Annotated in this window: 21 protein-coding genes; 11 read left to right on the top strand and 10 right to left on the bottom strand. The window is 64.6% G+C overall.

Translation table 11 applies throughout. The features are described from left to right. Window positions 1-843: 843 nt before the first annotated feature. The 8 genes from AX725_RS12825 (at window position 844) to AX725_RS12860 (ending at window position 10,451) form a co-directional block, all read left to right on the top strand. Window positions 844-1,293, top strand: coding sequence for a curli assembly protein CsgF (locus AX725_RS12825; RefSeq protein ID WP_231729252.1), 450 nt, complete (start codon window positions 844-846; stop codon window positions 1,291-1,293). 3 nt (window positions 1,294-1,296) lie between these two features. Further along, complete coding sequence (locus AX725_RS12830; RefSeq protein WP_066044051.1) at window positions 1,297-2,286, top strand: CsgG/HfaB family protein; 990 nt, start codon at window positions 1,297-1,299, stop codon at window positions 2,284-2,286. 289 nt (window positions 2,287-2,575) lie between these two features. Then, entirely contained in the window at window positions 2,576-5,590 is a 3,015-nt protein-coding gene (locus AX725_RS12835; protein WP_066044050.1) for a beta strand repeat-containing protein, read from the top strand. 67 nt (window positions 5,591-5,657) lie between these two features. Beyond that, window positions 5,658-7,343 carry a beta strand repeat-containing protein gene (locus AX725_RS12840; RefSeq protein WP_066044046.1) on the top strand — a complete coding sequence of 562 codons (1,686 nt, stop codon included), beginning with the start codon at window positions 5,658-5,660 and terminating at the stop codon, window positions 7,341-7,343. Window positions 7,344-7,412: 69 nt separating this feature from the next. Then, window positions 7,413-8,105, top strand: coding sequence for a hypothetical protein (locus AX725_RS12845; RefSeq protein ID WP_066117324.1), 693 nt, complete (start codon window positions 7,413-7,415; stop codon window positions 8,103-8,105). Window position 8,106: 1 nt separating this feature from the next. Then, window positions 8,107-8,865, top strand: a complete 759-nt coding sequence (locus AX725_RS12850) for a hypothetical protein (RefSeq protein ID WP_066044041.1) — start codon at window positions 8,107-8,109, stop codon at window positions 8,863-8,865. A 76-nt stretch (window positions 8,866-8,941) separates the two neighbouring features. Then, on the top strand, window positions 8,942-9,247 hold the full coding sequence (locus AX725_RS12855) for a hypothetical protein (protein ID WP_155646015.1): 306 nt from the start codon (window positions 8,942-8,944) through the stop codon (window positions 9,245-9,247). A gap of 7 nt (window positions 9,248-9,254) precedes the next feature. Then, window positions 9,255-10,451, top strand: a complete 1,197-nt coding sequence (locus AX725_RS12860; RefSeq protein WP_066114721.1) for a helix-turn-helix transcriptional regulator — start codon at window positions 9,255-9,257, stop codon at window positions 10,449-10,451. Here AX725_RS12860 and AX725_RS12865 read toward each other — a convergent pair. After that, window positions 10,348-10,746, bottom strand: coding sequence for a RidA family protein (locus tag AX725_RS12865; RefSeq protein WP_066044026.1), 399 nt, complete (start codon window positions 10,744-10,746; stop codon window positions 10,348-10,350). The genes AX725_RS12860 and AX725_RS12865 overlap by 104 nt on opposite strands. 76 nt (window positions 10,747-10,822) lie before the next feature. Between AX725_RS12865 and AX725_RS12870 the strand changes: the two genes are divergently transcribed. From AX725_RS12870 to AX725_RS12880, 3 genes are read left to right on the top strand one after another with little or no spacing between them, the layout of a single operon-like run. Continuing rightward, complete coding sequence (locus AX725_RS12870; RefSeq protein WP_081097159.1) at window positions 10,823-11,680, top strand: cytochrome b/b6 domain-containing protein; 858 nt, start codon at window positions 10,823-10,825, stop codon at window positions 11,678-11,680. Beyond that, window positions 11,677-12,453, top strand: coding sequence for a molybdopterin-dependent oxidoreductase (locus AX725_RS12875; protein ID WP_066044021.1), 777 nt, complete (start codon window positions 11,677-11,679; stop codon window positions 12,451-12,453). The genes AX725_RS12870 and AX725_RS12875 overlap by 4 nt, the downstream gene beginning before the upstream one ends. Before the next feature lie 25 nt (window positions 12,454-12,478). Then, entirely contained in the window at window positions 12,479-13,708 is a 1,230-nt protein-coding gene (locus tag AX725_RS12880; protein ID WP_066044020.1) for an SAM-dependent methyltransferase, read from the top strand. 18 nt (window positions 13,709-13,726) lie between these two features. On the opposite strand, the gene AX725_RS12885 is transcribed toward AX725_RS12880, so the two are convergent. From AX725_RS12885 to AX725_RS12925, 9 genes are all read right to left on the bottom strand, one after another. Further along, window positions 13,727-14,863, bottom strand: coding sequence for an MBL fold metallo-hydrolase (locus tag AX725_RS12885; RefSeq protein ID WP_066044018.1), 1,137 nt, complete (start codon window positions 14,861-14,863; stop codon window positions 13,727-13,729). After that, window positions 14,863-15,570: a DUF1013 domain-containing protein gene (locus AX725_RS12890; RefSeq protein ID WP_066044015.1), complete on the bottom strand. Its 708-nt coding sequence runs from the start codon at window positions 15,568-15,570 to the stop codon at window positions 14,863-14,865. The genes AX725_RS12885 and AX725_RS12890 overlap by 1 nt, the downstream gene beginning before the upstream one ends. 160 nt (window positions 15,571-15,730) lie before the next feature. Continuing rightward, window positions 15,731-18,529 carry a DUF3857 domain-containing protein gene (locus tag AX725_RS12895; RefSeq protein ID WP_230962343.1) on the bottom strand — a complete coding sequence of 933 codons (2,799 nt, stop codon included), beginning with the start codon at window positions 18,527-18,529 and terminating at the stop codon, window positions 15,731-15,733. 70 nt (window positions 18,530-18,599) lie between these two features. Further along, window positions 18,600-19,934, bottom strand: coding sequence for a tetratricopeptide repeat protein (locus AX725_RS12900; protein ID WP_231725717.1), 1,335 nt, complete (start codon window positions 19,932-19,934; stop codon window positions 18,600-18,602). Continuing rightward, window positions 19,927-20,640, bottom strand: coding sequence for a DUF4331 family protein (locus AX725_RS12905; RefSeq protein ID WP_066044010.1), 714 nt, complete (start codon window positions 20,638-20,640; stop codon window positions 19,927-19,929). Before AX725_RS12905 ends, AX725_RS12900 begins: the two co-directional genes overlap by 8 nt. Window positions 20,641-20,644: 4 nt before the next feature. Continuing rightward, window positions 20,645-21,295, bottom strand: coding sequence for a hypothetical protein (locus AX725_RS12910; protein ID WP_066044006.1), 651 nt, complete (start codon window positions 21,293-21,295; stop codon window positions 20,645-20,647). An 81-nt stretch (window positions 21,296-21,376) separates the two neighbouring features. Further along, window positions 21,377-22,402, bottom strand: coding sequence for a glycosyltransferase family 4 protein (locus tag AX725_RS12915; RefSeq protein WP_066044063.1), 1,026 nt, complete (start codon window positions 22,400-22,402; stop codon window positions 21,377-21,379). A gap of 41 nt (window positions 22,403-22,443) precedes the next feature. Then, window positions 22,444-23,388 carry a UDP-2,3-diacylglucosamine diphosphatase gene (locus tag AX725_RS12920; RefSeq protein ID WP_081097102.1) on the bottom strand — a complete coding sequence of 315 codons (945 nt, stop codon included), beginning with the start codon at window positions 23,386-23,388 and terminating at the stop codon, window positions 22,444-22,446. A 108-nt stretch (window positions 23,389-23,496) separates the two neighbouring features. After that, on the bottom strand, window positions 23,497-24,519 hold the full coding sequence (locus AX725_RS12925; RefSeq protein ID WP_066044002.1) for an NAD(P)H-quinone oxidoreductase: 1,023 nt from the start codon (window positions 24,517-24,519) through the stop codon (window positions 23,497-23,499). Window positions 24,520-24,567: the final 48 nt, after the last annotated feature.

Here is a 24,567-nt window from a genome sequence, read left to right on the forward strand (position 1 = left end):
CGTCAGGCTCATAACCTGAAGGTCGCAGGTTCAAATCCTGCTCCCGCAACCAATATAAAGACCCATCCCATCCTTCCCCCAATTCCCGCAAACCGCGGCAGGGCCCAGCCCGGATCCGCTGATCGCCCCGAAGCCCATGCTTACGGGGCCGCTGGCGCGTCTGCATCAAGCCCAATACGATGACTAGCGGGCGGGTTGCCCAGCACATGATCGATAAGAGCCGTTGCCAGATCGGCGGCGCGCCAGGTGTGGACATCAAACCCTTGGTGAGCCTGCTATTGCTGCCGAGACGGCAAGGCGATTTCATCGCGACCTGCTCGAACTTCCAGTCAGCATCGCAGGCGTGTCCAAGTTGGGGCAGCTCCGGCAGCCGGGCAATCGAACGACCGTGCCAGCCAGACCCTCGATCAGGACGCCGCGAAACGCGATTTGATCGTCCCAATTCTGCCCATTTCCCGATCGTTACATGTCAAATCGCGTCAAATTGACGTTGATTACGTCAACGATCGAGGTAACCAGTGTCTCGAAAACGGACATATTGTAAAATCCGGCCAAATTCATGGTACCCATTCGGGATTCCCGGCTGCTGGTTGAGCCCCTGCCCACCCTACAGATTAACTATCGCAGAGCGCGGGAAAGCTGGGCTTTGCTGAGTCCCAAGCCATTGCAACTCCATGCGAACGCGTCTGAATAGCCTCAGTTTGGGGATATCCTATAATCTATTTGCACTATTTTACACTCCGTTAATCGCTCCTAAGGTCCCGTTAACAAAATTCGAGTCGCAAGAATTTTATGCCGTTCGAGAGGCAAAAGCTTCCGGGGGCGAGCTGCAGGAGATGAGTTGTGCACTCGTACAAGCGTGCGGTCAGGGCCTTGACGGCGGCCTGGCTGGGAGTGGTCGGTATTGCCATGCCACTCGGAAGTGAGGCCGTTGCACAGGACATCGTCTACCAGCCTGTCAATCCCAGTTTCGGCGGAAACCCGTTCAATTCCAATCACCTGCTGGGCATCGCCAATGCCCAGAACGATTTCACCAATCCGGCGTCGAGCTCGAGCAGCTCGCAGGCGGACATCTTCGCCCGCCAGCTCCAGTCGCGTTTGCTGTCCGCTCTTTCCTCGCAAATTGTTACCGCGATTTTCGGTGACAACCCCCAGGAAAGCGGCACGATCAGTTTTGGCGGTCAGACTGTCAGATTCATCCGCTCGCTGACCGAGGTGACGATCACGATCATCAATGACGATACCGGCGAAGAGACCGTGATCGTCGTTCCGACCTTTGTGGATGTCGACTGAGCCATGCGTCTTCCGATCCTTCCAGGCCTGGCAGCCCTTTCGATTGCCCTGATGGCAAGCGGCTGCACCACCGTTGGTGGCAGCGGCAAGGCGTTTCTGCCCGAAACGACCAGCTATGCCTATCTGCCCAACGCGACCCAGACCCAGCTGCTGCTGCGCGGCATTCCCAAGCCGTCGCGCCAGGTTGCGGTGGCGGTCTACAGCTTCACCGACCAGACCGGCCAGTTCAAGCCCAGCGCGACCGGCCAGACGCTGTCGCGCGCAGTCAGCCAGGGCGGAGCCTCGGTGCTGGTCAAGGCGCTGCAGGACGTGGGCGATCGCAGCTGGTTCACCATCGTCGAGCGCGAGAACCTGAAGAACCTGCTCAACGAGCGCCAGATCATTCGCGAGATGCGCGAACGCTATCTGGGCGAGCGCGTGGTCAATCCCGATGCGCTGCCCGCACTGCTGTTTGCCGGCGTGCTGCTCGAAGGCGGGATCATCGGTTATGATACCAATACGCTGACCGGCGGCGCAGGCGCAGCCTTTCTGGGCATCGGCGGCCGCACCGAATATCGCCAGGACACGGTCACGGTCTATCTGCGCGCGGTATCGGTGCGCACCGGCGAAGTGCTGACCACGGTCACCGCATCGAAGACCATCGCCTCGCAGGCGTTTGGCGCGAGCGCGTTCAAGTTCGTTGCCTTCCGCGAACTGCTCGAGGCCGAGGCCGGGTTCACCACCAACGAGCCCGACCAGCTGGCGCTGCAGCAGGCGATCGAAAAGGCGGTCTATGCGCTGGTCATGGAAGGCGTCGAGCTGCGCCTCTGGGATTTCGCCGACCGCGATGCCGGCATGGCCAAGCTGCTGCAATACCAGCAGGAACGCGATGGAAAATTCACGCCGGGGCAGGTTCAGCGCGCAGAAGAACGCGCGCGCCAGCTTGCCCCGATGAAGGTGAAGGACAGGAAAACGAACGGGAAGAAAAGCGAGGTAAGCTCGGAGACTAATTGACCAGCTATGTCCTGCATCACAGCTAGCGGCGTGGATGCAGGCGCAAGACAGGATCGGGAAAGTCCCGAATGGGGCCCCCACCGATCCAGGATCGCGGACGAGAGCCGAAGCCAGTCAGGCGGCATTCGGAACTGACATAAGGGCCTGACAAAACTCGCGCACCGGAGCTGCAACTCCGATGCGCGAGCATGACAACAATGAGTGCGTGTGAAACAATCATGCTGACCCCGGCGGCAATGCTGCTTCCGGAGCAGCATGGTTATGACCCTTGAACAGAGGATTATCAACCATGAAGACCTCCATTTACACTTCGGTCTCGGCGCTCGCGCTGATGATCGGCATGCCGGCGGTGGCGCAGACCAACACGTCGACGGTCGATCAGACGGGCGCGGCTGCCGCAGCGACGGTCAACCAGACCGGATCGAACAACAATTCGGACATCGACCAGAACGGCAACGGCCTGACCTTCACCTCGGGTCCGAACTCGGGTCGTAGCGTCGTCGCCGATGTCGAACAGACCGGCAGCAACGGGTTCAGCAAGATCACCCAGCAGGGTGGCCGTGCCAGCGCCACGCTCGATCAGGGCGGCACGGGCATGCGCTCGACCATCACCCAGGGCAATGCTGCAGGCGATCTGGGCAACACCGCAACCGTGATCCAGAACGGCACCGGCGGCGGCGTCGGCACCGGATCGACCATCACCCAGACGGGCGGCACCGGCCAGGCCTATGTCAACCAGGGTGCGGCGACCAATGCTGCGATCAGCACCATCACGCAGACCGGCAACAACCAGCGTGCCAGCGTGTTCCAGACCAGCGGTGCGGCCGATTCGAGCGTCACCCAGTCGGGCGGCGCGGCCAATGTGTTCGTTTCGCAGGACGGCAGCAGCGAATCCGACATCCTTCAAACCGGTGGCAACAGCGAAGCGTCGGTGCGTCAGATCGGTGACGGCAACAAGTCGCTGGTCGAACAGACCGGCCTCAACGGCGATGTGGGCGATCCGGACAACAACCTGACCAACCAGGACACCAATATCGGTGTCTCGCAGGACGGTGACGGCAACAGCTCGACGGTGCGCCAGACCGGCAACGACCAGGTCGCCGACGTGATCCAGACCGGCGATTTCAACACCGCATCGATCACGCAGGACGGCAATTTCGCCGATGCCAGCGTGACCCAGACCGGCAACAACAACACTGGCACGATCATCCGTCAGGATGGCGACGGTTCGGGCGACAACAGCCCGCCAACCTCGCCGGTCGTTCCTGCGATCAACGCTACCGCCGACATCACCCAAACCGGTGATTTCAACGAGGCGTCGATCAGCCAGGCAGCGGTTCCCGTCGTCGCAACGATCAACCAGACCGGTGACTTCAACGAATCGACCATCACCCAGTCGTCGACTTCGGCCAATGCATCGGCTACCAGCACGCAGAACAGCGACAACAACTTCTCGACCATCAACCAGAACGCTGGCGCCCGCGCCAACGTCACCCAGGGTGGCGGTGTCAATACCCTTGGTCCGCGCAACTGGGACGGCGACACGCTGCCCCCGTCGTCGGCTGGTACGTCGTACAGCAACAACGTTTCGCTGGTGAATCAGAATGTCGGTGCCAATGGCGCTCAGGCTGACCTCATCCAGGACGGCACGCTGAACCGTTCGGCAATCACGCAGAGTGCGGCTGCCACCGCCAATGTCACGCAGAGCGGTGTCTACAACACCTCGGTGGTGACCCAGACCGGCGCGTCGAGCGCAACGGTCGACCAGGGCAGCGTCGCTCCGGGCAGCTTCGGCCGCAACGCTTCGCGCGTTACGCAGTCGGGCGCAGCGTCGACGGCGACGGTGACGCAGCGGTCGCAGGACCTCACCAGCACCTTCGCGCCGAGCAACACCTCGACTGTGCTGCAGGAAGCCAGCAACGCTTCTGCCATCGTGTCGCAGACGGGTGATGAAAACACCTCGTCGGTGTCGCAGACGGCCGTTAGCGGTGGTGCTGCAACCGTCACGCAGGAAGGTGTGTTCAACAGCTCGATCGTGAACCAGCTGGCGGGTGCAACTGCCACGGTCGATCAGGATGGTGAAAACAACGATTCGGACGTGCAGCAGCTGGCTACTTCGGCTGGTGCCAAGGCCGATGTGTCGCAGACCGGCGACAACAACGCTTCGGTCGTGACCCAGTCCGCTGGTGCCGAGGCGATCGTGAACCAGAATGGCGACGGCAACGTCTCGACCATCACGCAGAGCGCAGTTGCCTTTGCCGATGTGGGCCAGAACGGCGCTGACAATGACAGCACGATCACCCAGTCTGGCACCAATGCACGCGCCACCGTCACCCAGACCGCCATCGAATCGGGCAATGGTCCGCGCGTCCGTGATGCCGACGGCTTCGACAACCCGGCTGGCGATGTCATCCGCAGCAACTTCTCGAACGTCAACCAGACCGGTGCTGACACGACTGCCAACATCACCCAGACGGGCGATCTCAACCGTTCGGGCCTGGTGCAGTCGGGCAACGGAGCTTCGGCTACGCTGATCCAGAGCGGCATTTTCAACAACTCGCAGATCGACCAGAGCGGTGATGCGACGGCGAATGTCACTCAGGGCGGAACCTATGGCGACAACCGCTCGAACCTGACCCAGACGGCTGACGGTGCCACCGCAACGGTCAACCAGCTCGGCAACACCACGACGACCGGTCCCGACTATCCGACCAATACCTCGCTGATCACGCAGAACAGCGCGGCTTCGGCAGAAGTCACCCAGACCGGAAGCCAGAACACGTCGACGGTTAACCAGAATGTGGGTGCCGACGGTGCTGTGGCGGTCGTCATTCAGACCACCACGCCTGCCGCGATCGGTGCGTTCGACGACGACAACAGCTCGCTGATCACGCAGTCGGCCGACACCAGCGCGTTCGTCCAGCAGATCGGCCAGAGCAACAGCTCGACCGTGCTGCAGAGCGCGAGCAACGCTGTGCCGGGTAACGGTCTCAGCTATGCGGTGGAAGTCCGTCAGCTGGGTCAGGACGGCCTGTCCTATGTCGAGCAGAGCGGTGCCAACAACGAAGCGACCGTCACGCAGTCGGCCGGTTCGGTTGCTGCGGACTCGTCGGTCATCCAGTCGGGTGCCGAAAACTTCGCTGACGTGACGCAGGGCGGCACGGGCAACGTCTCGGACATCCTGCAGAGCGGCAACAACAACGTGGCCGATGTCACGCAGTCGTCGAGCTCGAACGTGTCCGACATCATCCAGAGCGGCAACGGCAACACCGCCACTGTCGTTCAGGGCGGCGGCGTTCTTTAAGCGCAAAAGGCTTGCTGGCGCTCCGCACGGAGCGCCAGCACCACTCCAGATTTACGGATAAACGATCATGAAAAAGCTTCTTCTCGCTGGCGCATCGTCGCTGGCACTCTTCGCCGCACCGGCGCTCGCACAGAGCAACACCTCGAACGTGACGCAGTCCGGCAGCAATGGCGGCGCCACCGTCAGCCAGACCGGCAATCTCGGCAAGTCCACCATCACCCAGGGCGGCAACTCCAACGATGCCTCTCTGACCCAGACGGGCACCGAGAACGAGTCCGAAATCACGCAGGACAACGGCACCGGCAGCTCGGATGATGACAACACTGCCAATGTCACCCAGTCGGGCGTCGACAATTTCTCGAAGGTCAACCAGGTCAACGACTTCGGCACCGCAACTGTCGAGCAGGGCGGTACCGGCAATGATTCGGATGTGCTGCAGAGCGGCGATCTGGACATCGCCGATGTCGAGCAGACGGGCACGGACAACGAATCCGACGTGATCCAGTCTGGCAACCTCAACAGCGCTGCTGTCCTTCAGACCGGCGATCGCAACGTATCGACGGTAACCCAGAGCAGCGGCCTTAACCAGGCGCTGGTCGATCAGGGCGGTGACGAAAACGAGTCGAAGCTGGTCCAGACCGGCGTCGGCGCGAACATCGCCAATGTCGATCAGTCGGGCGATGACAACCTGTCGGACATCATCCAGGGTGGCGCAGGCAACGGCGTCGGCAGCAATGCCGCAGCCGGCGTGGTCCAGCTGAGCGCTGGCAACGATGCCATCATCCGCCAGGCTGGCGGTCTGCATGAAGCTTTCGTGCAGCAGGAAGAAGGCAATGACAACTATGCCTCGATCGATCAGGGCGCCAATCTGAGCTCCGATCACACCGCATCGGTGCGTCAGGCCGGATTCGAGAACAGCGCGACGATCACCCAGCGCGGCTTCAACGAGAATGCCGATGTGCGCCAGACCGGTGACGAAAACACCGCAACGGTCGATCAGGGCGGTGGTGCAGGCCGCGATCACAACACGCTGGTCATCCAGTCGGGCAATGACAACACTGCCGATATCGCCCAGCGTGGTGAGAACCAGACGGCCAATGTCACCCAAGGCGGCGACGGCAACGATGCCGATGTCGATCAGGGACGCGACCGTCTTTCGGGCCTCGCCGGACTGTTCGATGGCAATTTTGGTGAAGACCAGACGGCCACGATCGACCAGAGCGGCAACGACAATACCGCCAGCACCCTCCAGCGCGGTGAGAACCAGCGTGCGACGATCGAGCAGGTCGGTAGCGACAATACCGGCTCGGTCGGTTATGCCTTTGGTGCCCAGATCATCCAGGGCGGCGATACCGGACGCGACAACGAAGCGACCATTCGCCAGGTCTCGGATGAGAACAGCGCACGGATCAACCAGCAGGGCATCAGCCTGGCGGCCCGGGTCGTTCAGGGTGGCGACGGCAACAATGTCAGCCTTGTCGATCAGACCGGCAATGGCGGTGCGGTGGCGCTGAACGCCAACGTTCTGCAGGAAGGTTCGGACAACACCTCGTCTATCCTCCAGGGCGGTACGGGCCAGACGGCCAACGTCACTCAGCTGGGTGAAGGCAACGAATCGTTCATCACGCAGACGGGCACCGGCCATATCGCCAACGTGACCCAGAACTCGGATCTCAACGACTCGTTCATCAACCAGAGCGGCACCGGTCACATCGCCAACGTGACCCAGGGCGCTGTGGGTGCACCGAACTGACACCCGATGACCTGAGGGGCGGCTCCGCATCGCGCGGGGCTGCCCCAAGGGCAGTACAGGAGAGTTTCCATGCGCACACATTCTGCCAGGCTGGCCATCGCCGCAATGATGGTACTGGGGGCACAGACGGTGCAGGCGCAAACCGCTCCGAGCGATCCTTGCGCAGGGGGCTCTGCGGGAGCCTGCACGGCGGGCACGCTTTCGGAACCGATCGAGCTGATGCGGCCCGTGCCGCTGCGCACCAGCGCCTTCATCGCGCAGATCGGCGACAACAACACCGCCACCATCAGCCAGAATGGCAGCCAGCAGTTCGCGCGCATCGGGCAGGATGGTGACAACGGCACGGCCCGCGTGACCCAGGAGGGTGCGGGCACCGCCTATCTCGAAATCGACCAGGCGGGTCTGCTCAACAGCTTCATTTCCAAGCAGAATGCAAGCGATGGCGGCGGCAATATCGCGGTCGCTGCCCAGCAGGGCGAGAGCAACGCGATCCTGCTTGATCAATCTGCAACTGCAGGTAGTGTGAACACCGCGATGCTTGCCCAACAGGGTTCGGGCAACCAGATGCAACTGGGACAGAACGGGTCGGACAACCGCGCCGAACTGGTCCAGCTGGGTGACAACAACGCCATGACCGCGACGCAGAACGGAACCGCCAACCAGCTTCGCTGGGTGCAGAATGGCAGCGGCCTGTCTGATCTCCAGATCGTGCAGAGCGGCAACCAGACCATGTCGATCACCCAGTCGAACGGGGGCAGCTGAGATGCCCCGGCCGCCCCTGCTGCGTTCGCTGCCAACGCTTCGTCTGCCCAGCGGCGAAGAGATGGTGCGCTATGCGGTGCTGGGGCTCCTCGTTCTGGCAGCGGTCGCATCGACCCAGTTGCTCCCCCATGCATCGGCGCAGGAGGCCGGCGCCGTGGATGCGCAGAGCGACGAGAGCGATGCTGCCGATCGCAGCGCGGCCGTCGTGACCGATCAGGCCTCGTCCCCCGACCGGTCGCTGGCAGTGCCCTCGATCGGCACCAGCCAGACGGACAGCGCCGCTCTGCCGACCGAATTCCAGCTGTCCTCGCCCTCGGGCAACGCGGTGCCGCAGCGCCAGCTGAGCGCTGCCGGCCAGGATGGCGGCCAGCTCGGCACCCAGCGCCTGGAAGGCGCGGATGCGTGCGATGAGGCCAAGCCCGGCGCCGGCCCCGATATCTGCGCACGTCCGATCGAAACCCGGGCCGGCGAATTTGCCGGGCGCCGCCAGCCGCAGCTTTCCGCCGAACAGAGGCTGCTCGCGCAGCAGGCCGCGACCGGTGCCGTGGCCGACGCGCCCGACGCCGCCGCGCGCAGGCTGGGCAGCGGCCGCAGCGCCGATTTCAGCAATGACGATCTCGCCATTGCAGCAGCGGTGACGTCCGGTCAGGCAGGACAGGCGCCGCCCACCGAAGAAGAGACCAGTGACATTCCGGCCGATGCCACCAATGCGATCGATGCAATTCTGGGAGCGATCGTCAATGCCCCACCACCGCGGTGATGCCCGATGGCTCACCCCCATTCTTCTGGCCGCGGCCATCTCCGCCGCGCCGCCTGCAGCTGCAGCGTATGATGCCATGACTGCAGGCGTCGCACAGGACCAGCCGATCACGCTGGTCGTCAGCAAGGATGGCGCGCTGGTCGATGCCAGGGTGATGGCCGCAGCCCCATGCCGCTGCGCCGGCCGGTTCCGCATCGAATCGCGCTCGGGCAGCTCCAACAATTCGGTGAACACCAGCAGCTTCGGCACGATCGAAGAGCCTGGCCGCGTGCTTAGCCATGTACGCTTCGGCGGGTCGGACGACTGGAGCATCCGCTTGACGGTCTCGATCGACGGGCGCGACGATTACGTCATCACGCGGTCTTCCGGCACTGGCACATGACCGGCTCATGATCCTTCTTTCCAACCGGTTCGACAGGCTGGATGAGTTGATTGCTGATGCTGCGTTGGGCCATTGCACATGGTCCGATGCGCTCACGCGCATGCTGCCGCTGGCCGGGGCTGACGCCATGTTGATAGGCGTGATCTTCGGCGACAATCGCATGATCCGGCCTTTGGGCACCGCCAATATCGACCAGGCCGTCGTCGATGCCTATGCAGAGCATTTCTACCGGATCGGGCCGCGCGCGCGCCATGGGATGCCGCCGGCGGATCATGGCATCATCCTGCATGACGAATTGCGGCGTCCCGATGATATCGACGAGCAGGACGAATTCTGGGCGTGGTACGATTCGCACAACCCGCCGAGCGATGCCTCCATGCTGATCATGCCCTGTATCGGCGATGCCCGGATCGGCCTCGTGATCCTGCGACGCGGCGCTCAGGCTTCGCAGGCGGATATCGCCGAATTCTACCAGCGCTTTTACGACAAGTTCAGCGCGATCAACCTCTCGCTCCGCCGCAAGGTCGAACCGGAGCAGGCGGCAACGGCCATGGTGGCGCAGCTTCAGCAGATCGACACGTTTTCGCTGATCGTCGATGAGGACATGCAGGTGGCCGCCGACGAGCTTTCGCCGATGATCCGCTATACCTTGCCGCTGACCGGCCTGGCGCGGCTGGACGAGGACGGGAGGCTTGGCACTATACTGCCCGACTTCCAGTCGGCGCTGACGGCGATGATCCAGAACCCCGGTCCTGGCCAGGTCATGGACCTGACGCTCAAGACCGGCCTTGCCGACACCATGGTGCGCGTGGTGTCGCTGCCGCAATCGACGGCGCTCCGCAGCGTCAAGGTCGACGTGACCTATATGAAGCACGCGCAGGACCCGGTGAAGGTGTTCATGGGCGCACTGGGCCTGACCAAGCGCCAGGCGGAACTGCTCGACGTCCTGCGCCGGGTCGATGCGCTCGACGAGGCTGCCGCGCTGATGGCGATCAGCCGCAACACGGCGCGGGTCTTTCTTGCGCAGATCTTCGAACGCACCGGCGTCCGGCGCAAGGCCGATCTGCTTCGGCTGGCGGGCAGCTTCGCCTTAGCCGGGCTCAGCGCTCGCCGGCGAGTGCGATCACGTCGATCTCGACCATCAGCTCGGGCAGCGCCAGTGCGCGCACCTCGACGATCGTGTCGGCGGGCCAGGGCGGGGTGAAATAGCGCCGCCGCGCCTCGACGATCGCGGGGAAATTTGCCATGTCGGTGAGATAGATCGTCACCTTGACGATGCGGCTGCGGTCGCTGCCGCCTGCGGCGAGCACGCGGTCGATATTCGCGAAGGTCGCTTCCAGCTGCGCGTCGAAATCGCCCGCGCCGACGATCGCGCCGTTTGCGTCGATCGCCGCCTGGCCCGACAGGAAGAGCAGTCCGCCCGCTCTCCAGCCCGGCGAGATCGCATAGGGTGCCAGCGGATCGGGATCGAGCGTGATGACTTCGGCAGGGACGGGCATGACATATGGCCTTTCGTGACGTACCATCGGGCGTGGATTTGCGCATCGACTGTAACCTTGTGGGCCTGGATTGCGAATGACCGACATGATCGCCGCTCTCGACCCTGCCGAGCCGATGCCGGAGCCTCTGGCCGCGCCCGAAATTGCGCCCCCGGTCAGCGAGCCCGATCACAGCCATGCACTGACCACGCGGATCTGGCACTGGGTCAATCTCGTTTCGCTGATCACATTGTTCATGAGCGGTCTCATGATCTTCAACGCGCACCCCCGGCTCTACTGGGGCGAATATGGCAATCGCGACGAGCCCGCCTGGCTCGAGATCGGGCAGCAGGGCAGCCGTGGCTATCTCGGCATCGGTAGCACCCGGATCGATACGACCGGCGTGCTCGGCGTCTATCGCGATGGCGAAGGGCAGATGCGCAGCCGCGCCTTTCCCGGATGGTTGACGATCCCCAGCGACTACAGCCTCGCCGATGGGCGCCACTGGCATTTCTTCTTCGCCTGGTTCTTCGCCTTCGGCCTGCTGTTCTTCATGATTTTCAGCCTGTTCAACGGGCATATCCGATCGATGATCGCGATGCGCGCGGCCGAATGGCACCCGCGCGCGCTGTGGCGCACAATTCGAGACCATGCGAGGTTCGATTTCCACACCGCGCCCGGCGAGGCGTACAACCCGCTGCAAAAATTGAGCTATATCGCGGTGATCTTCGTGATGCTGCCGCTGATGATCGTCACCGGGCTTGCCATGTCGCCGGGCACCGATGCCGCGCTGCATTTCCCCAGCATGATGTTCGGCGGACGCCAGACCGCGCGCTCGATCCATTTCATCATCGCCTGGTCGCTGATCGGCTTCATGGTGCTGCACGTCGCCCTGGTGATCGTGCACAAGCCGCTCACGCTGCTGCGCGGCATGACGATCGGACACCGGCGATGAGCGAGACGAAGAGCCCCCTGATCGTCACGCGCCGCGCGCTGGTCGGCTCGCTCGCGGTTGCCTCGGGCGGTCTGCTCAGCGGCTGCGATGCGCTCAACGCCAACCAGGGCTGGCGCGATACACTGCTGCTGGCGGAAAAGGGCAATATGGCGTTGCAGCGCGCGATCCAGGGGCGCGAGCGGATGGCGCGCGAATATTCGCCGCGCGATATCGGGCGCTCGGTCCCCGCCAACGGAACGCGTGCGCCGACCGATGCCGATTATCTCAAACAGGCCGCGACCGGCTTTTCCGACTGGACGCTCGCCATCGACGGGCTGGTCGAAAGGCCGATGCGGTTCGCGTTGGGTCAGATTCGGTCGATGCCAAAGCAGACGCAGATCACCCGGCACGACTGTGTCGAGGGCTGGAGCGCGATCGGCAAATGGACGGGGGTCAACCTCGCGCACCTGCTCGACAAGGTGCAGGTCAAGGACAGCGCGCGCTATCTGGTGTTTCACTGCGCCGATACGCTGCGCGCCGGGCCCTATTACGAGAGCATCGACATGGAAGATGCGCGCCATCCGCAGACGATGATGGCCTGGGCGCTCAACGACGAATTGCTGCCGATCGGCAATGGTGCGCCGCTGCGCCTGCGGGTCGAACGGCATCTCGGTTACAAGCACGCCAAATATGTCCGGCGTATAGAGGCAGTCGCCGACTATCGCCTCGCTTATGGTGGGGGCGGCGGTTACTGGGAGGATGCGGCTGGATATGAATGGTATGCTGGCATCTGACTTTGGCTGCACTATCTAGGTCATCATGAGCCTTATCGACCGTTTCCTGAACCGGATCATCCGCCACGGCACGCTCGAGCTGACCGACCATCAGGGTCGTACCCGCAGTTTCGGAACGGCAGCGCCCGGCTTTCCCGATGTCGCGATCCGGCTCGCCGACAAGGACGTGGCGAGCTTCATCGCGCTCCACCCGCGCCTGGGGGCGGGCGAGGCCTATATGGACGGGCGGCTGATCATCGAGCGCGGCGACATCATGGAGCTGATCCAGCTCGTTCGCGCCAACGCGCCCTGGGACAGGGGCGGCGATCTCAAGCCGCGTGGTCCCCTTCGCAGACTGGTAAAGGCGATTGGCGGACGCATCGACCAGATCAATCCGGCGGGCCGCTCGCAGCGCAATGTGGCGCATCATTACGATCTCGACGACCGGCTCTACGATCTCTTTCTCGATGCCGACAAGCAATATAGCTGCGCCTATTTCACCGATCCCGCCAATTCGCTCGAGCAGGCGCAGGACGACAAGAAGGCGCATATCGCCGCGAAGCTTGCCCTGAGACCGGGACTGAAAGTGCTCGATATCGGCTGCGGCTGGGGCGGCATGGCGCTGTATCTGAACCGCATTGCCGATGTCGACGTGCTCGGCATCACCCTGTCGCAGGAGCAGCTCAAGGTCGCGCGCCGCCGCGCCGAGGAGGCGGGCGTTGCCGAACGGGTGAAGTTCGAGCTGATCGACTATCGCGCGCTCACCGGCAGGTTCGACCGGATCGTTTCGGTCGGCATGTTCGAGCATGTCGGCGTGCCGCAATACGAGACCTTCTTCCGCCAGTGCCGCAAGCTGCTTGCGCATGACGGAGTGATGCTGCTGCACACCATCGGACGGATGGGCGGGCCAGGCTCTACCGATGCGTTCACCACCAAATATATCTTCCCCGGCGGCTATATCCCGGCGCTGAGCGAGATCGTGCGCGCGAGCGAACCGTCGCGGCTGATCGCCACCGATGTCGAGACGCTGCGGCTGCATTATGCGCACACGCTACGCCAATGGTATCAGCGCACGGTCGAGAAACAGGCGGAGATCGAGGCGATTTACGATGCGCGCTTCTTCCGCATGTGGACCTTCTATCTCGCCGGGGCCACCGCTGCGTTCGAACATGGCGGCATGTGCAACTATCAGGTGCAGTTCGCGCGCAGCCGCCACGCGCTGCCGATTACCCGCGACTATATGGCCGAAGCCGAAGCGCAATACCGCTCGGGCTGAAGCTCAGGCCGACTGCGTTCAGGCGGAAAACCAGGCGACGCCGTCGCGCACGATGCAGGTCGCGCGCCCGGCATATTCCAGATAGCGCAGATGCGCCATCGCTTCGCCGGTGGCAATGCCATAGACGCTGTCGTCGACCTTGCGCGCGAACAGGATGCCGAACGTGTCGACCGCGCGCATCTCGCGCTCCTTGAGCGCCGCCTCGAGTGCATCGAGGCGGTCGTGATGGCCCTCGGCCAGCGCATCAAGCCGCGCATGCACCCCGGTGAAGGGAAAACCGTGCGCGGGCAGGATCAGCTCGTCACCGGTCAGCGCGGCACGGAACTTCGCGATGCTGTCGAGCCATTCGCGCAAGGGGTCGGCGGTCGGCTCGCTCGCCATGATCGAGACATTGCTGGTGATGCGCGGCAAGATCTGGTCGCCCGCGATAACCACCTGGCCCAGTTTGTCGACAAGGCACGCATGTTCGGGCGTGTGCCCGCCGCCGGTCATCACCGTCCAGCACCGCTCGCCGATCTGCACCTCGCCGCCGTCTTCCATGCGGACATGGCCGATCGGCAGCGGGGCTACCATGCGCGCGAAATTGCCCCAGCCACGCGCGCGCATCTCGTCGAGGCGCTTGTCGTCCCACCCCGCCAGGCGCATCTGGTCGATGGCTTCCTCGGGAGGCTGTTCGCGCACATCGGCGGTCAGCATCCGCGCCATCAGCCATTCGGTGCGGTTCATCCACAGGCGAACGCCGAAGCGGCGGCACAGCCAGCCGGCCGCGCCTACGTGATCAGGATGGAAATGGGTGACCAGCACGCGGGTGATCCGCCTGCCCTGCAGCCCTTCGGCAAACAGCTTTTTCCACGCATCGGTCGAGGCGGGCATATACAGGCCGGTATCGACGATCGCGACGCCTTCGCCCTCGTCGTCGGTGTCGTCGAGCAGCCAGATATTGATATGGTCAAGCGATCCGGGGACCGGCAGCCGGGTCCAGCCGAGCCCCGGCGCAATGGCGAAATATTCGCCATAGCCGGGCGCATGATCGCCCAGCGGATAGGTCAGCCCGCGAAATTCCTTGGGCTCGAGCCCGTGATCGGCGAGCGAGGCATCATAAGCGGGCGGCCCCGAGCGCGTTGCCGCTTCTTCGGGGACCGCAGCCTCGGTCATCAGTCTTCGCTGCTCTCGCTTTCGGGCGCGTCACCGCCGAGCAGCGACGATTCGATCGCGGCCTCGCGCGCGGCTTCCTCGGCGGCGCGGTGCTGGGCATCGCGTTCGGCGCGCAGTTCCTCGATCAGCGCCTCGCGGTCGCCGCCCAGACGCGTGTCGGTCGGCGCCTGGTCGGTGATCCCGGCCTTCTTCGCGGCCTTGCTGACGATGGCGTCGAGCTCGCGCTGCGAGCACAGGCCGAGCGTCACCGGATCCTTGGGCTGGATGTTCGAGATGTTCCAGTGGCTGCGATCGCGGATCGCGGCGATGGTGTTGCGGGTGGTGCCGATCAGCTTGCCGATCTGCGCATCCGAGATTTCGGGATGGTTGCGCAGGATCCAGGCGATGCCGTCGGGCTTGTCCTGGCGCTTCGACACCGGGGTGTAGCGCGGGCCCTTGGTGCGGCGCACCTGCGCGGGCCCAGCGATGATCTTCAGCCGATAGTCGGGATCGGCCTGGCCCTTCTCGATCTCGGCCATGGTCAGCTCGCCCGCGCGCACCGGATCGCGGCCCGTGTACTTGCTGCTGGCAAGGTCATCGGCCATCGCCTGGACTTCCAGGATGTGCAGGCCGCAGAAATCGGCAATCTGTTCGAAGCTGAGCCCGGTATTGTCGACCATCCAGGATGCGGTCGCGTGCGGCATCAGCGGTTGGGGGTTGGCAGACATGCGCGTTTCTCCAAAAAATATGGCCACCCCTCGCGGGGTGGCCGAATGCTGCGCACGGCTATAGGCGAACGCGGTGCTTTGGGCAAGGAAAAGGGTCCGGGGGCAAGGAAAGGGGCTGGCGCGGCCCGAAATGTGGTGAACGTCCCCTCGACCGGTGGCTTCAGGGCTTCAGCCCATAGCGCGCATATTGCCGCTCCAGCGATGGCGAGAGCTGCCGCGCGACCGCCAGATCGGCCGCCGCATCGGCTTCGCGGCCCAGCTTGCGATAGACGATCGATCGCAGGTACCGGCTTTCGGCGAGGCTGGGTGCCTGCAGCAGCGCGGCGTCGAGATCGGCCAGCGCCTCTTCGAGCCGCCCCATGCGCAGCCAGACCAGCGCGCGGCTGTCGAGAATGCCTGCGGTGCTGTCGCTGAGCTCCAGCGCGCCGGTACAGTCCTTCAGCGCCGATTCGGTCTGGACCATCCGCGTGCCCTTGATCCAGCAGCGCATGTTGAGCAGCGACGGATCGCCGGGCTTGGTGGCCATCACCTGGTCGAGTTCGGTCAGCGCTTGCGTGGCGTCGCCATACATCCCCAGCAGATCGGCGCGGATCACTCGCAAGTCGGTCAGCGTCTTGCCGCCCAGCGCAATGCGTTCATCGACCAGCGCCAGCGCAGCGTCCAGATCGCCGAGCTCCGCCTTCAGCCCCGCGACCTGTCCAATATAGCCGATATCAGCTGGATCAAGCAAACGCGCCGCCTCGGCATCCGCCAGTGCGCCTTTCAGATCGCCCAGCTGCGCGCGCACCGACGCCCGGTCGCTATAGGCTTCGGCTGAAGGCAGCAGCGCGATCTGCCGATCGAGCACGCCTGCCGCCCCCTTGAAATCGCCGATGCCACGATACAGAGACAGGCTGCTGACCAGCGCGGTCGTGTCTTCCTCGTCGGCCTTCTGCACCTCCTTGTCATAGATCGCGCGGATTGCCCTGATCTGCGAATCCGACGGCGCACCGGCCAGCGACCAGCGCCGCCGCGCATCGGCCGGAGCGACCAGCCTGGGCGATCGCGCCAGCAGCGTCGCCATGCGATCGCGTTCGCGCGCCACATCGCTCGCCGCGATCTCGCCGCCCAGCGATGTCAGGTCTTCCTCGATCATCACCTCGCCGTTCGCCATCGTCAGCGACCGGCGGATCGCGGTGCCGCCGACCGTCATGTCGACCGACGGGTCACCTTCGATCGTGTAGCCGCGTCCGCCATCGGCCAGCCGGATCGTCATCTTGTAACGGCTGCGCAGCGGTCCGGCGGTCGCGACCGGGATCGCGGCCCAGGCTGGTCTTGCCCGGTCCGGCTTGAAATCGAGCAGATCCGGCACGCGCGAAAGCCAGCGCTCCATGCGCCGCTCCTGCATCTTCCAGCCGGTGTTGAACGCGCCCCGGCCGCGAATGGTGACAGTGCCCGCATCCGGATCGGGCACGGCCTCGAGTTGTTCGAACTGCGCCTCGCCGACAAATTCCTGGAGGACCGACTGCACGCCGTCGCGCAGCTCGGGTTCGGGCATCTGTGCGGTCATCAGCGTCAGCAGGCTGGCCAGCTCGCCGCGCACGACCATCTTGAGATCGATGACCGAAGGCAGGTCGATGCTGGTGCTTTCATCCGCCGTCATCTCCAGGTCGATCATCGGGCGTCCGGGCGCGCGCAGGTCCACTTGCATCAGATCGGCACCGTCTGCGCGCAATGGCAGCACATGGCCCAGACGCGGCGTGTCGCGCATGTCGGCCAGCCTGGTGCCCATCGCGGTGCCATCCAGCCACAGCGATTCCGATCCGATCGTCGCCCTGACCAGCACATGGTCGAACGCCGCCGCGCTTGGAATACGCTCGGGCACCAGTTCGCCCAGCCGCACGCCGGCCAGCACCGGCTCTGCCTCTATCCCCATCGCATGCAGCATGGCGAGCAGCAGCAGCGTCTTCGCCTTGCAGTCGCCATAGCGCGCGTCCCAGGTCTTTTGCGGTGACTGGGGCATGTAATTGCCGCCATCCATTCCCACGGCGAGATAGCGGATCTTGTCCTGCACCATCTGCAGCGCCCTGGCGGCGCGCTCCATGGGATCGCTGGTCGCCTGCATGATCGCGGCGATCTCGGCGGCGATAGGGCTGTCCGGCGCGACGGTGCCTTGCGTGGCATAGAGCGGCGCCATCACCTTCGACACGTCGGCCCAACTGGCAAAGGTGGAGGCCTCGATCATCGGCAGCAGGCGATATCGGCCCGGCGCATCGTCGGGCATCTCGGCCAGCTTGGCGAGCGGTGCCGCGACCTCGAGGCGCATGAAATCGCCATCGCGCACCGGCTTCACGTCGAGCCTGCCCGCCAGCGACTTCCACTGCACCGGCTGATCCTTGCGCCAGGCCAGGCTGTAACCCGCCGAGGGGATGCGTGCGGGGGCGGCGGGCAGCCATTGCACGATCTGCGACCGTCCGCCCAGCGCGGCATCCTTGCGGGTGACCGAGGCGCGCAGGCGCAACCTGTCGCCGACGCGCAGCCCCTCGACCGCGAGGGTGGCAGACAGGATGCCGGAAAGCTCGCTCTTTTCGAGCTGCTCCTCGCGGCGCAGCACGGTGAATTTCTGCCCAGCCGCCAGCACGTCGATCGTCTGCCCGTCACGCAGGATCGAAAGCTGGTGGATGATGAGATCGCCCTTGTCCGGGCTCCAGGGCAAGGTGATGATGTTGCTCTGCGTCAGGCTTTCGGGCGAATCCAGCCGCCGGATCGTGTCGCTATACTGCCAGACGGTGGGGCCATCGATGCGGTGCTGGAAATCGAGCAGCATCACCCCGCCGGCCCCGCTGGGCTGCTTGTCATCGGGCAGGGCAGCCGGTTTCACCCATTCGGGGGCGGGAGCATAAAGGGGCTGATCGCCCGCAAAGGCCGGAGAGGCCAGAATCAGTCCAATGCAGCCTGCAACCCATAGCCCCCGCTTCACGCCTCGCTCCCCTGCCAGAATAGGCGGCGAGCTTGCAGACAGCCCGAGGACAAGGCAACTTGATTAAACTTCAATCTGAGGAGAGCGGGGTCGTGCGGCGAAACTCTGCCGCCTTTCGGGTGAGGCCGCTCGCATCGTAGATGGCGGCGGCGGTAGAATACAGATCGGGGGTGCGCCAGCGGGAGGCAAGGACGGTGTCGATCAGGGCGCGTGCCTCATCGATCCGGCTGTTCGCGAGCAGGGCAGCGGCGAGCTTGATCTTCGCTTCGCCATAGGGGCGTGCCTGATGATTGGCCTCCGCAAGCCTGAGCGCGCAGGACCAGTCCCGCTTCGCCATGCAATGGTCGATTGCATGACCATAGGTCGCTTCCGGGAACAGCTTCAGCCGCTCGGCCCAGATGGTCGACGAGCGGGCGTAGAGCCGCTGCGCTTGGGCCTTGTCGCCGCGCGCCTCGACGATCGCGGCCAGCGCATCGATGAACTCGGGATGGCCGGTGCGCCGGACGATATCGCGATACAGCTTTTCCGCCTGACCGGTCTTGCCCTGCAGCGCAAGCACCTCGGCGATATGCTCTTCGATCAGCCAGCGGCCGGGGAACAGCCGGTCGGCCTCGCGGAAATGCACCATGGCCTCATTGAGCCGACCCTGGTCGAGATCGAGAATGCCGCGCTGGAGCTGCATGTACGATCGGGTCTGCGGTGTGGGTGAGCGATAGGCCTTTTCCGCCTCGGTCAGATAGGCGTCGGCCAGATCGACCTTGCCGGTGCGCGCGGCAAAGATCGCGCGGCGGAAGTTGGCCGAACCCGGCACCAGCCGGTCGGCCGCGTCATACAGCGCCCAGGCCCTGTCATAATCACCGCGATAGAAGGCGATGTCGCCGCGCATCGCTTCGATCTCGGCGCGGTCGCCCGCATCGGGCGGAACCGCATAGGCATCGGTGGCCGCCAGCTGCGCTTCGGCGGCGGCCAGGCGATGCATGCTGAAATCGAGCGCGGCGCGCATCATGTGCGGTCCGCTGCCTTTCACCGCGACCGCAAAGGCCTTGTCGAGCGCAGCCTGGGCAGCGGCATAGTCGCGATAATCGCCCGAAAGCTGGGCGCGCGCCATCAGCTCGCTGGCATGGATTTCATGCATCAGCCACTGGTCCGCGCCCGCCTCGGCCGCCTTGCGGGCATTGGCGATCGCTGTCCGGCTGCGCCGCATCGCCTCGGCATAGCTCAGCGGCGGGCCGCTGCCCGAATAGGGCGAAGCTTGCCACGCGATCGGCTCTGGCAGGGGCTTGGCGTCATTCCAGGCGTCGATCGTCCAGACGCCTGCCAGGACCAGCAGCGCCATGATCCACCATTTCCAGGGTGCCAGCCGTGCTGCCAGGCCGACCTCGCCCACCGCACCTGCCTCAGCCATTGGGTCGCGCGCAGATGCTCAGGCCCAGCCGACCGAAATCGTCGGCCAGCGCATTGGTCAGGATGGTCAGCGTGCTGCTGAGTTCAGGCACCCATTTGCCGGTCGCGTCGATCGCGGGGGTGTCGTCGTTATACTCGTTCTTGAACGGGTTGCCGGAGACGAGCGCGGTCGCCACCGCTGGCATGCCGGCACGATCGACCCGCCGATAGGCCGAGGGCAGATCGCTGCGGAAGGTGAAGTTCGTCCCCGCACCGCCCGATGTCGGCGGGCTGCCGAGCGGCGCGGCCAGAAACGGGAAGCTGGTGGGCAGCGGCTGGTCGAGCGTGTTGGGGTTGACCGGCAGCGCGGCAAAGGTGGTCGCGGGGTGCCGGGCGAGATCGAGGAAAATGACCGCGAGGGTCACATCGACCACCGGATCCTCGAACCGGCGGCCGTTGGGGAAGCCTGCCGGCTGGTTGAGATCGAGCCGGAGCAGATCGGGGACCACCAGATTCGCCACGGTCCGGCCGGGAACGACGGTCTGGTTGAGGCAGGGGCCGACATCGAAGCTGGTCGGCGGCGGCGGGGTCGGCGCGGGCGCGGGGGCGACCGCGACCGGCGGGATCACGATCGTATTGGTCTGCGGCTCGTTGCTGCCGCAGCCCGCAAGCAACGCAGATATGGCAAGGGCAGAAGCGAGCGCGCGCGGTGTGCGGTTCCGGGTCATGGTTTCAGCTCCTGATCCGGGCCGAGGTCGACCAGATATCGAGCGGCTGGCCCTGATCGAGCAGCCTGCGCGGGATCGAGATGACGACGAAGGTGGTGTTGAGATTGGCGAAGCGATTGCGCGCGTTGTTGAACGACAAGTTCCCCGTCGCGCGCGAATCGCGCAGCCCCTGCGGATCGAAGTTGAACGGATCGTCGAACAGCCCGGCGCGCACGGTTATGCCGTTGGGGGTGGTCAGGTTGCGTTCGACCGGACCGCGAACCAGGCTGGCCCCGGGCAGATTGCGGACCTCGATCCCCGGATTGGCCCCGTCGCGCCCGAAGCGGATCTCGATCGGAAACTCCACATCGGTGCGCGATCCGGCATTGGATATGTTGATCATGTACAGGACATCGGGATCGTAGAAGCCCGGCAGGTTGGTCGCCGACGGGCCACCGAAGCCGATCGACAGATAGACATTGTTGGCGTCGTGAAAGGCGTAGAGATCGGCAATGTCGGCGGCGACGTCGAATCCCACCGTGTTGGTGTCCGATCCCGTTCGAGCAGGCGGATCGAAATGGTCTGCGGCATCGAGCGCCTGGTGGCCTGTGAACATCACGCCGCCCAACGCAAGCGCGCACGGCAGTATCACCCGGAAGAACGTGGCTGTTTGCATATCACCCCTGCATGCTGAACTGACTGTCTGGGGCGACCCGGATGTTGCATACTATACTATTTGAGGAAATGCGAGCGATCGTCAGGCCGCCATGGCGAGACGCGCGGTGATCGGTACCAGGGCGTTCAGGAACTGGCGGGTGCTGGCATCCCAGGTGAAGCTGCGCCCCGCGGCCAGGCAATCGGCGCGGTTCAGGCTGAGCGCGGCGGCGATCGCGGTGTCGAGATCGGCGTGCATCGCGCCCGCGCCCGGCGACAGCACGTCGAGCGGGCCGGAAACGGGGAAGGCTGCCACCGGGGTACCGCAGGCGAGCGCCTCGATCATCACCAGCCCGAAGGTGTCGGTGCGGCTGGGGAAGACGAACACGTCCGCGCCCGCATAATAGCCCGCCAGCGCCGCGCCCGATTGCGCGCCGACGAAATGCGCGTCTGGATACGCCCGTGCCAGCGCCTCGCGCGCGGGGCCATCGCCCACCACCACCTTCGATCCCGGATGGCGGCTCGACAGGAACGCCTCGATATTCTTCTCGACCGCGACGCGGCCGACATAGAGCTGGATGGGCCCCGCAAGCTCGGCATAGAGCGCGGGCCGGGGGGCGTCAGGCCCGAAGCAGGTAAGGTCGACGCCGCGGCCCCAGTGCACCACCTGGCCCAGCCCCTGACCGCGCAGCTGCGCCCGCACCGTCTCGGTCGATACCAGGATCGCATGGGCGGGGGCGTGGAACCAGCGGATGAACGGCCAGAACATCGCCGCAGGCAGCCGGGTGCGCTGCGCGAGATAGTCGGGAAACTGGGTATGATAGGCGGTGGTGAAGGGATAGCCGTGATCGAGGCAGAAGCGCCGCGCGGCGATGCCCAGCGGTCCTTCGGTGGCGATGTGCACCGCATCGGGCGCAAACTCGCTCAGCCGCGCGCCGATGCCGAAGCGCGTGGTCAGCGCCAGGCGGATTTCGGGATAGGACGGGCAGGGGATCGAGGCATATTGATCGGGCGAGATGACCAGCAGCTCGTGGCCCAGCGCGCGCAGCCGCTCGGTCACTGCGGTCAGCGTGCGTACCACGCCGTTGACCTGCGGCGCCCAGGCATCGGTGATGATCGCGATCTTCATGCCGGCCTGCATGTCGTCCTCCGCTGTCGCACCACCCTGGATCAGGCCGCGACGGGTTCGAGATTCTGCCGCATGCGCGCTTCGGCCTCGGCCGTCTGGCGTTCCTTCATGATCTCGGCCCAGTGGAGCACTTCCATGCGTCCGTCGAAATGCTCGACCAAAGCGGTGCAGCCTTCGACCCAGTCGCCGTCATTATAATAGGCGACGCCGCCGATCTCGCGGATTTCGGCGGTGTGGATATGCCCGCAGACCACGCCGTCGACACCGCGCTCGGCTGCGGCGCGCGCGACCAGTTGCTCGAAGCGCGAGATGAACTCGACCGCGTTCTTGACCTTGTGCTTGGCCATCTTGGAGAGCGACCAATAGGACAGGCCGAAGCGCTGGCGCACCCAGTTGACGCCGATGTTCAGGCTCATCAGCAGATGGTAGAGCGTGTCACCGACGAACGCGAGCCAGCGGTGCGCGAGCATGATCGTGTCGAACTCGTCGCCGTGCAGCACCATGAGCCGGCGGCCGTCGGCGGTCTCGTGAAACGCGGCGCGGCGGATTTCGACCCCGCCGAAATTGAGCCCGCTGAACTGGCGGAACATCTCGTCATGATTGCCGGGGATATAGACGATGCGCGTGCCGCGCTTGGCGCGCTTCAATATGCGCCAGACGATGTCGTTATGTGCGGGCGGCCAGTAGAATTTCTTCTTCAGCCGCCAGCCGTCGATGATGTCGCCGACCAGATACATGGTGTCGCTGTCGACATGGTCGAGAAAGTCGATGAGCATTTGCGCGTTGCAGCCGCGGGTGCCGAGGTGCACGTCGGAAATCCACACGGTGCGATAGCGGCGGCGCGCATCGCTGGGGGGCTCGGGGATATAGGGCTGACCGCCGGGAAAGCCGGTGACGTTGGAGAAACCGTCCGCAGTGAAATCGCCCGAATGCGCTGCGCCTGCCAGAAGCGCGCTGAGGGGGTCGCTGAAATCGTCGAGGGCCATGTGGCGCTTGCTCCCTTGCGGATATTGCATCCTCGGGACCACGCCAATGGCGGTTTAATGTGACAACTGGAATCGCCTAGCGATGACGGGTTGATGACAATCGGCGGACTATTCGCCGATCTCCAGCACGATCTTGCCGATGAGATCGCCCGATTCCATCTGCGCGTGCGCCTTCGCCGCCTCGTGCAGCGGGTAGCGGCTGTGGATGATCGGCGACAGCTCGCCGGTCGCGACCAGCGGCCAGACCTCGCGCGCAATCTCGTCGGCGAGCAGCGCCTTGAAGCCGTTCGAGCGCGGGCGCAGCGTCGAACCGGTCAGCGTCAGGCGGCGGCGCATGATCTCGAGCACCGAAATTTCCGCCTTCATGCCGCCCTGCACCGCGATGGTGACATTGCGGCCATCATCGGCCAGGCACGCCATGTTGCGCGGCAAATAGCTGCCGCCCACCATATCGAGCACGATCTCGACGCCCTTGCCGTCGGTGAGGCGCTGGACCTCCTCGACGAAATCATGGCTCTTGTAATTGATCGCGTGCGTCGCGCCGATATCGAGCGCTGCGGCGCATTTGTCGTCGCTGCCGCAGGTGACGATGGTCTTGAGGTCGAACAGCTTGCACAGCTTGATCGCCATCGTGCCGATGCCGCTGGTACCGCCATGGACCAGTACCGTCTCGCCGTCGCGGGCATAGGCGCGCTGGAACAGGTTGTGCCACACGGTGAACAGCGTTTCGGGCAGCGCGGCCGCCTCGACCATCGATATGCCCGAGGGCACGACCAGGCAGTGGTCCGCGCGGGCGAGGCAATATTCGGCATAGCCGCCGCCTGCGACCAGCGCGCAGACCGGCTGGCCGATCAGCGCATCGTCGGTATCGGGGCCAGCGGCCACCACCGTTCCGGCAATCTCCAGTCCGGGGATGTGCGGAGCACCCGGCGGCGGCGGATAGAAGCCCTGGCGCTGGATGACATCGGGCCGGTTCACGCCGGCGGCGGCGACGCGGATCAATAGCTCGCCAGCTGCTGGCACCGGAACTTGTGTCTCGCCGGCCACCAGTACTTCCGGCCCGCCCGGCTCGGCATAATCGACGGCACGCATGGTCGCCGGAATTACTTTCGCCATTTCCAGGGTCGTCATGACCTGGTGCTCCCCCCGTTCACGGACCAAACCGTCAACATCTGTAAA

The sequence above is a fragment of the Blastomonas sp. CCH9-A1 genome (assembly GCF_001557175.1).
Taxonomy (GTDB): Bacteria; Pseudomonadota; Alphaproteobacteria; order Sphingomonadales; family Sphingomonadaceae; genus Blastomonas; species Blastomonas delafieldii_A.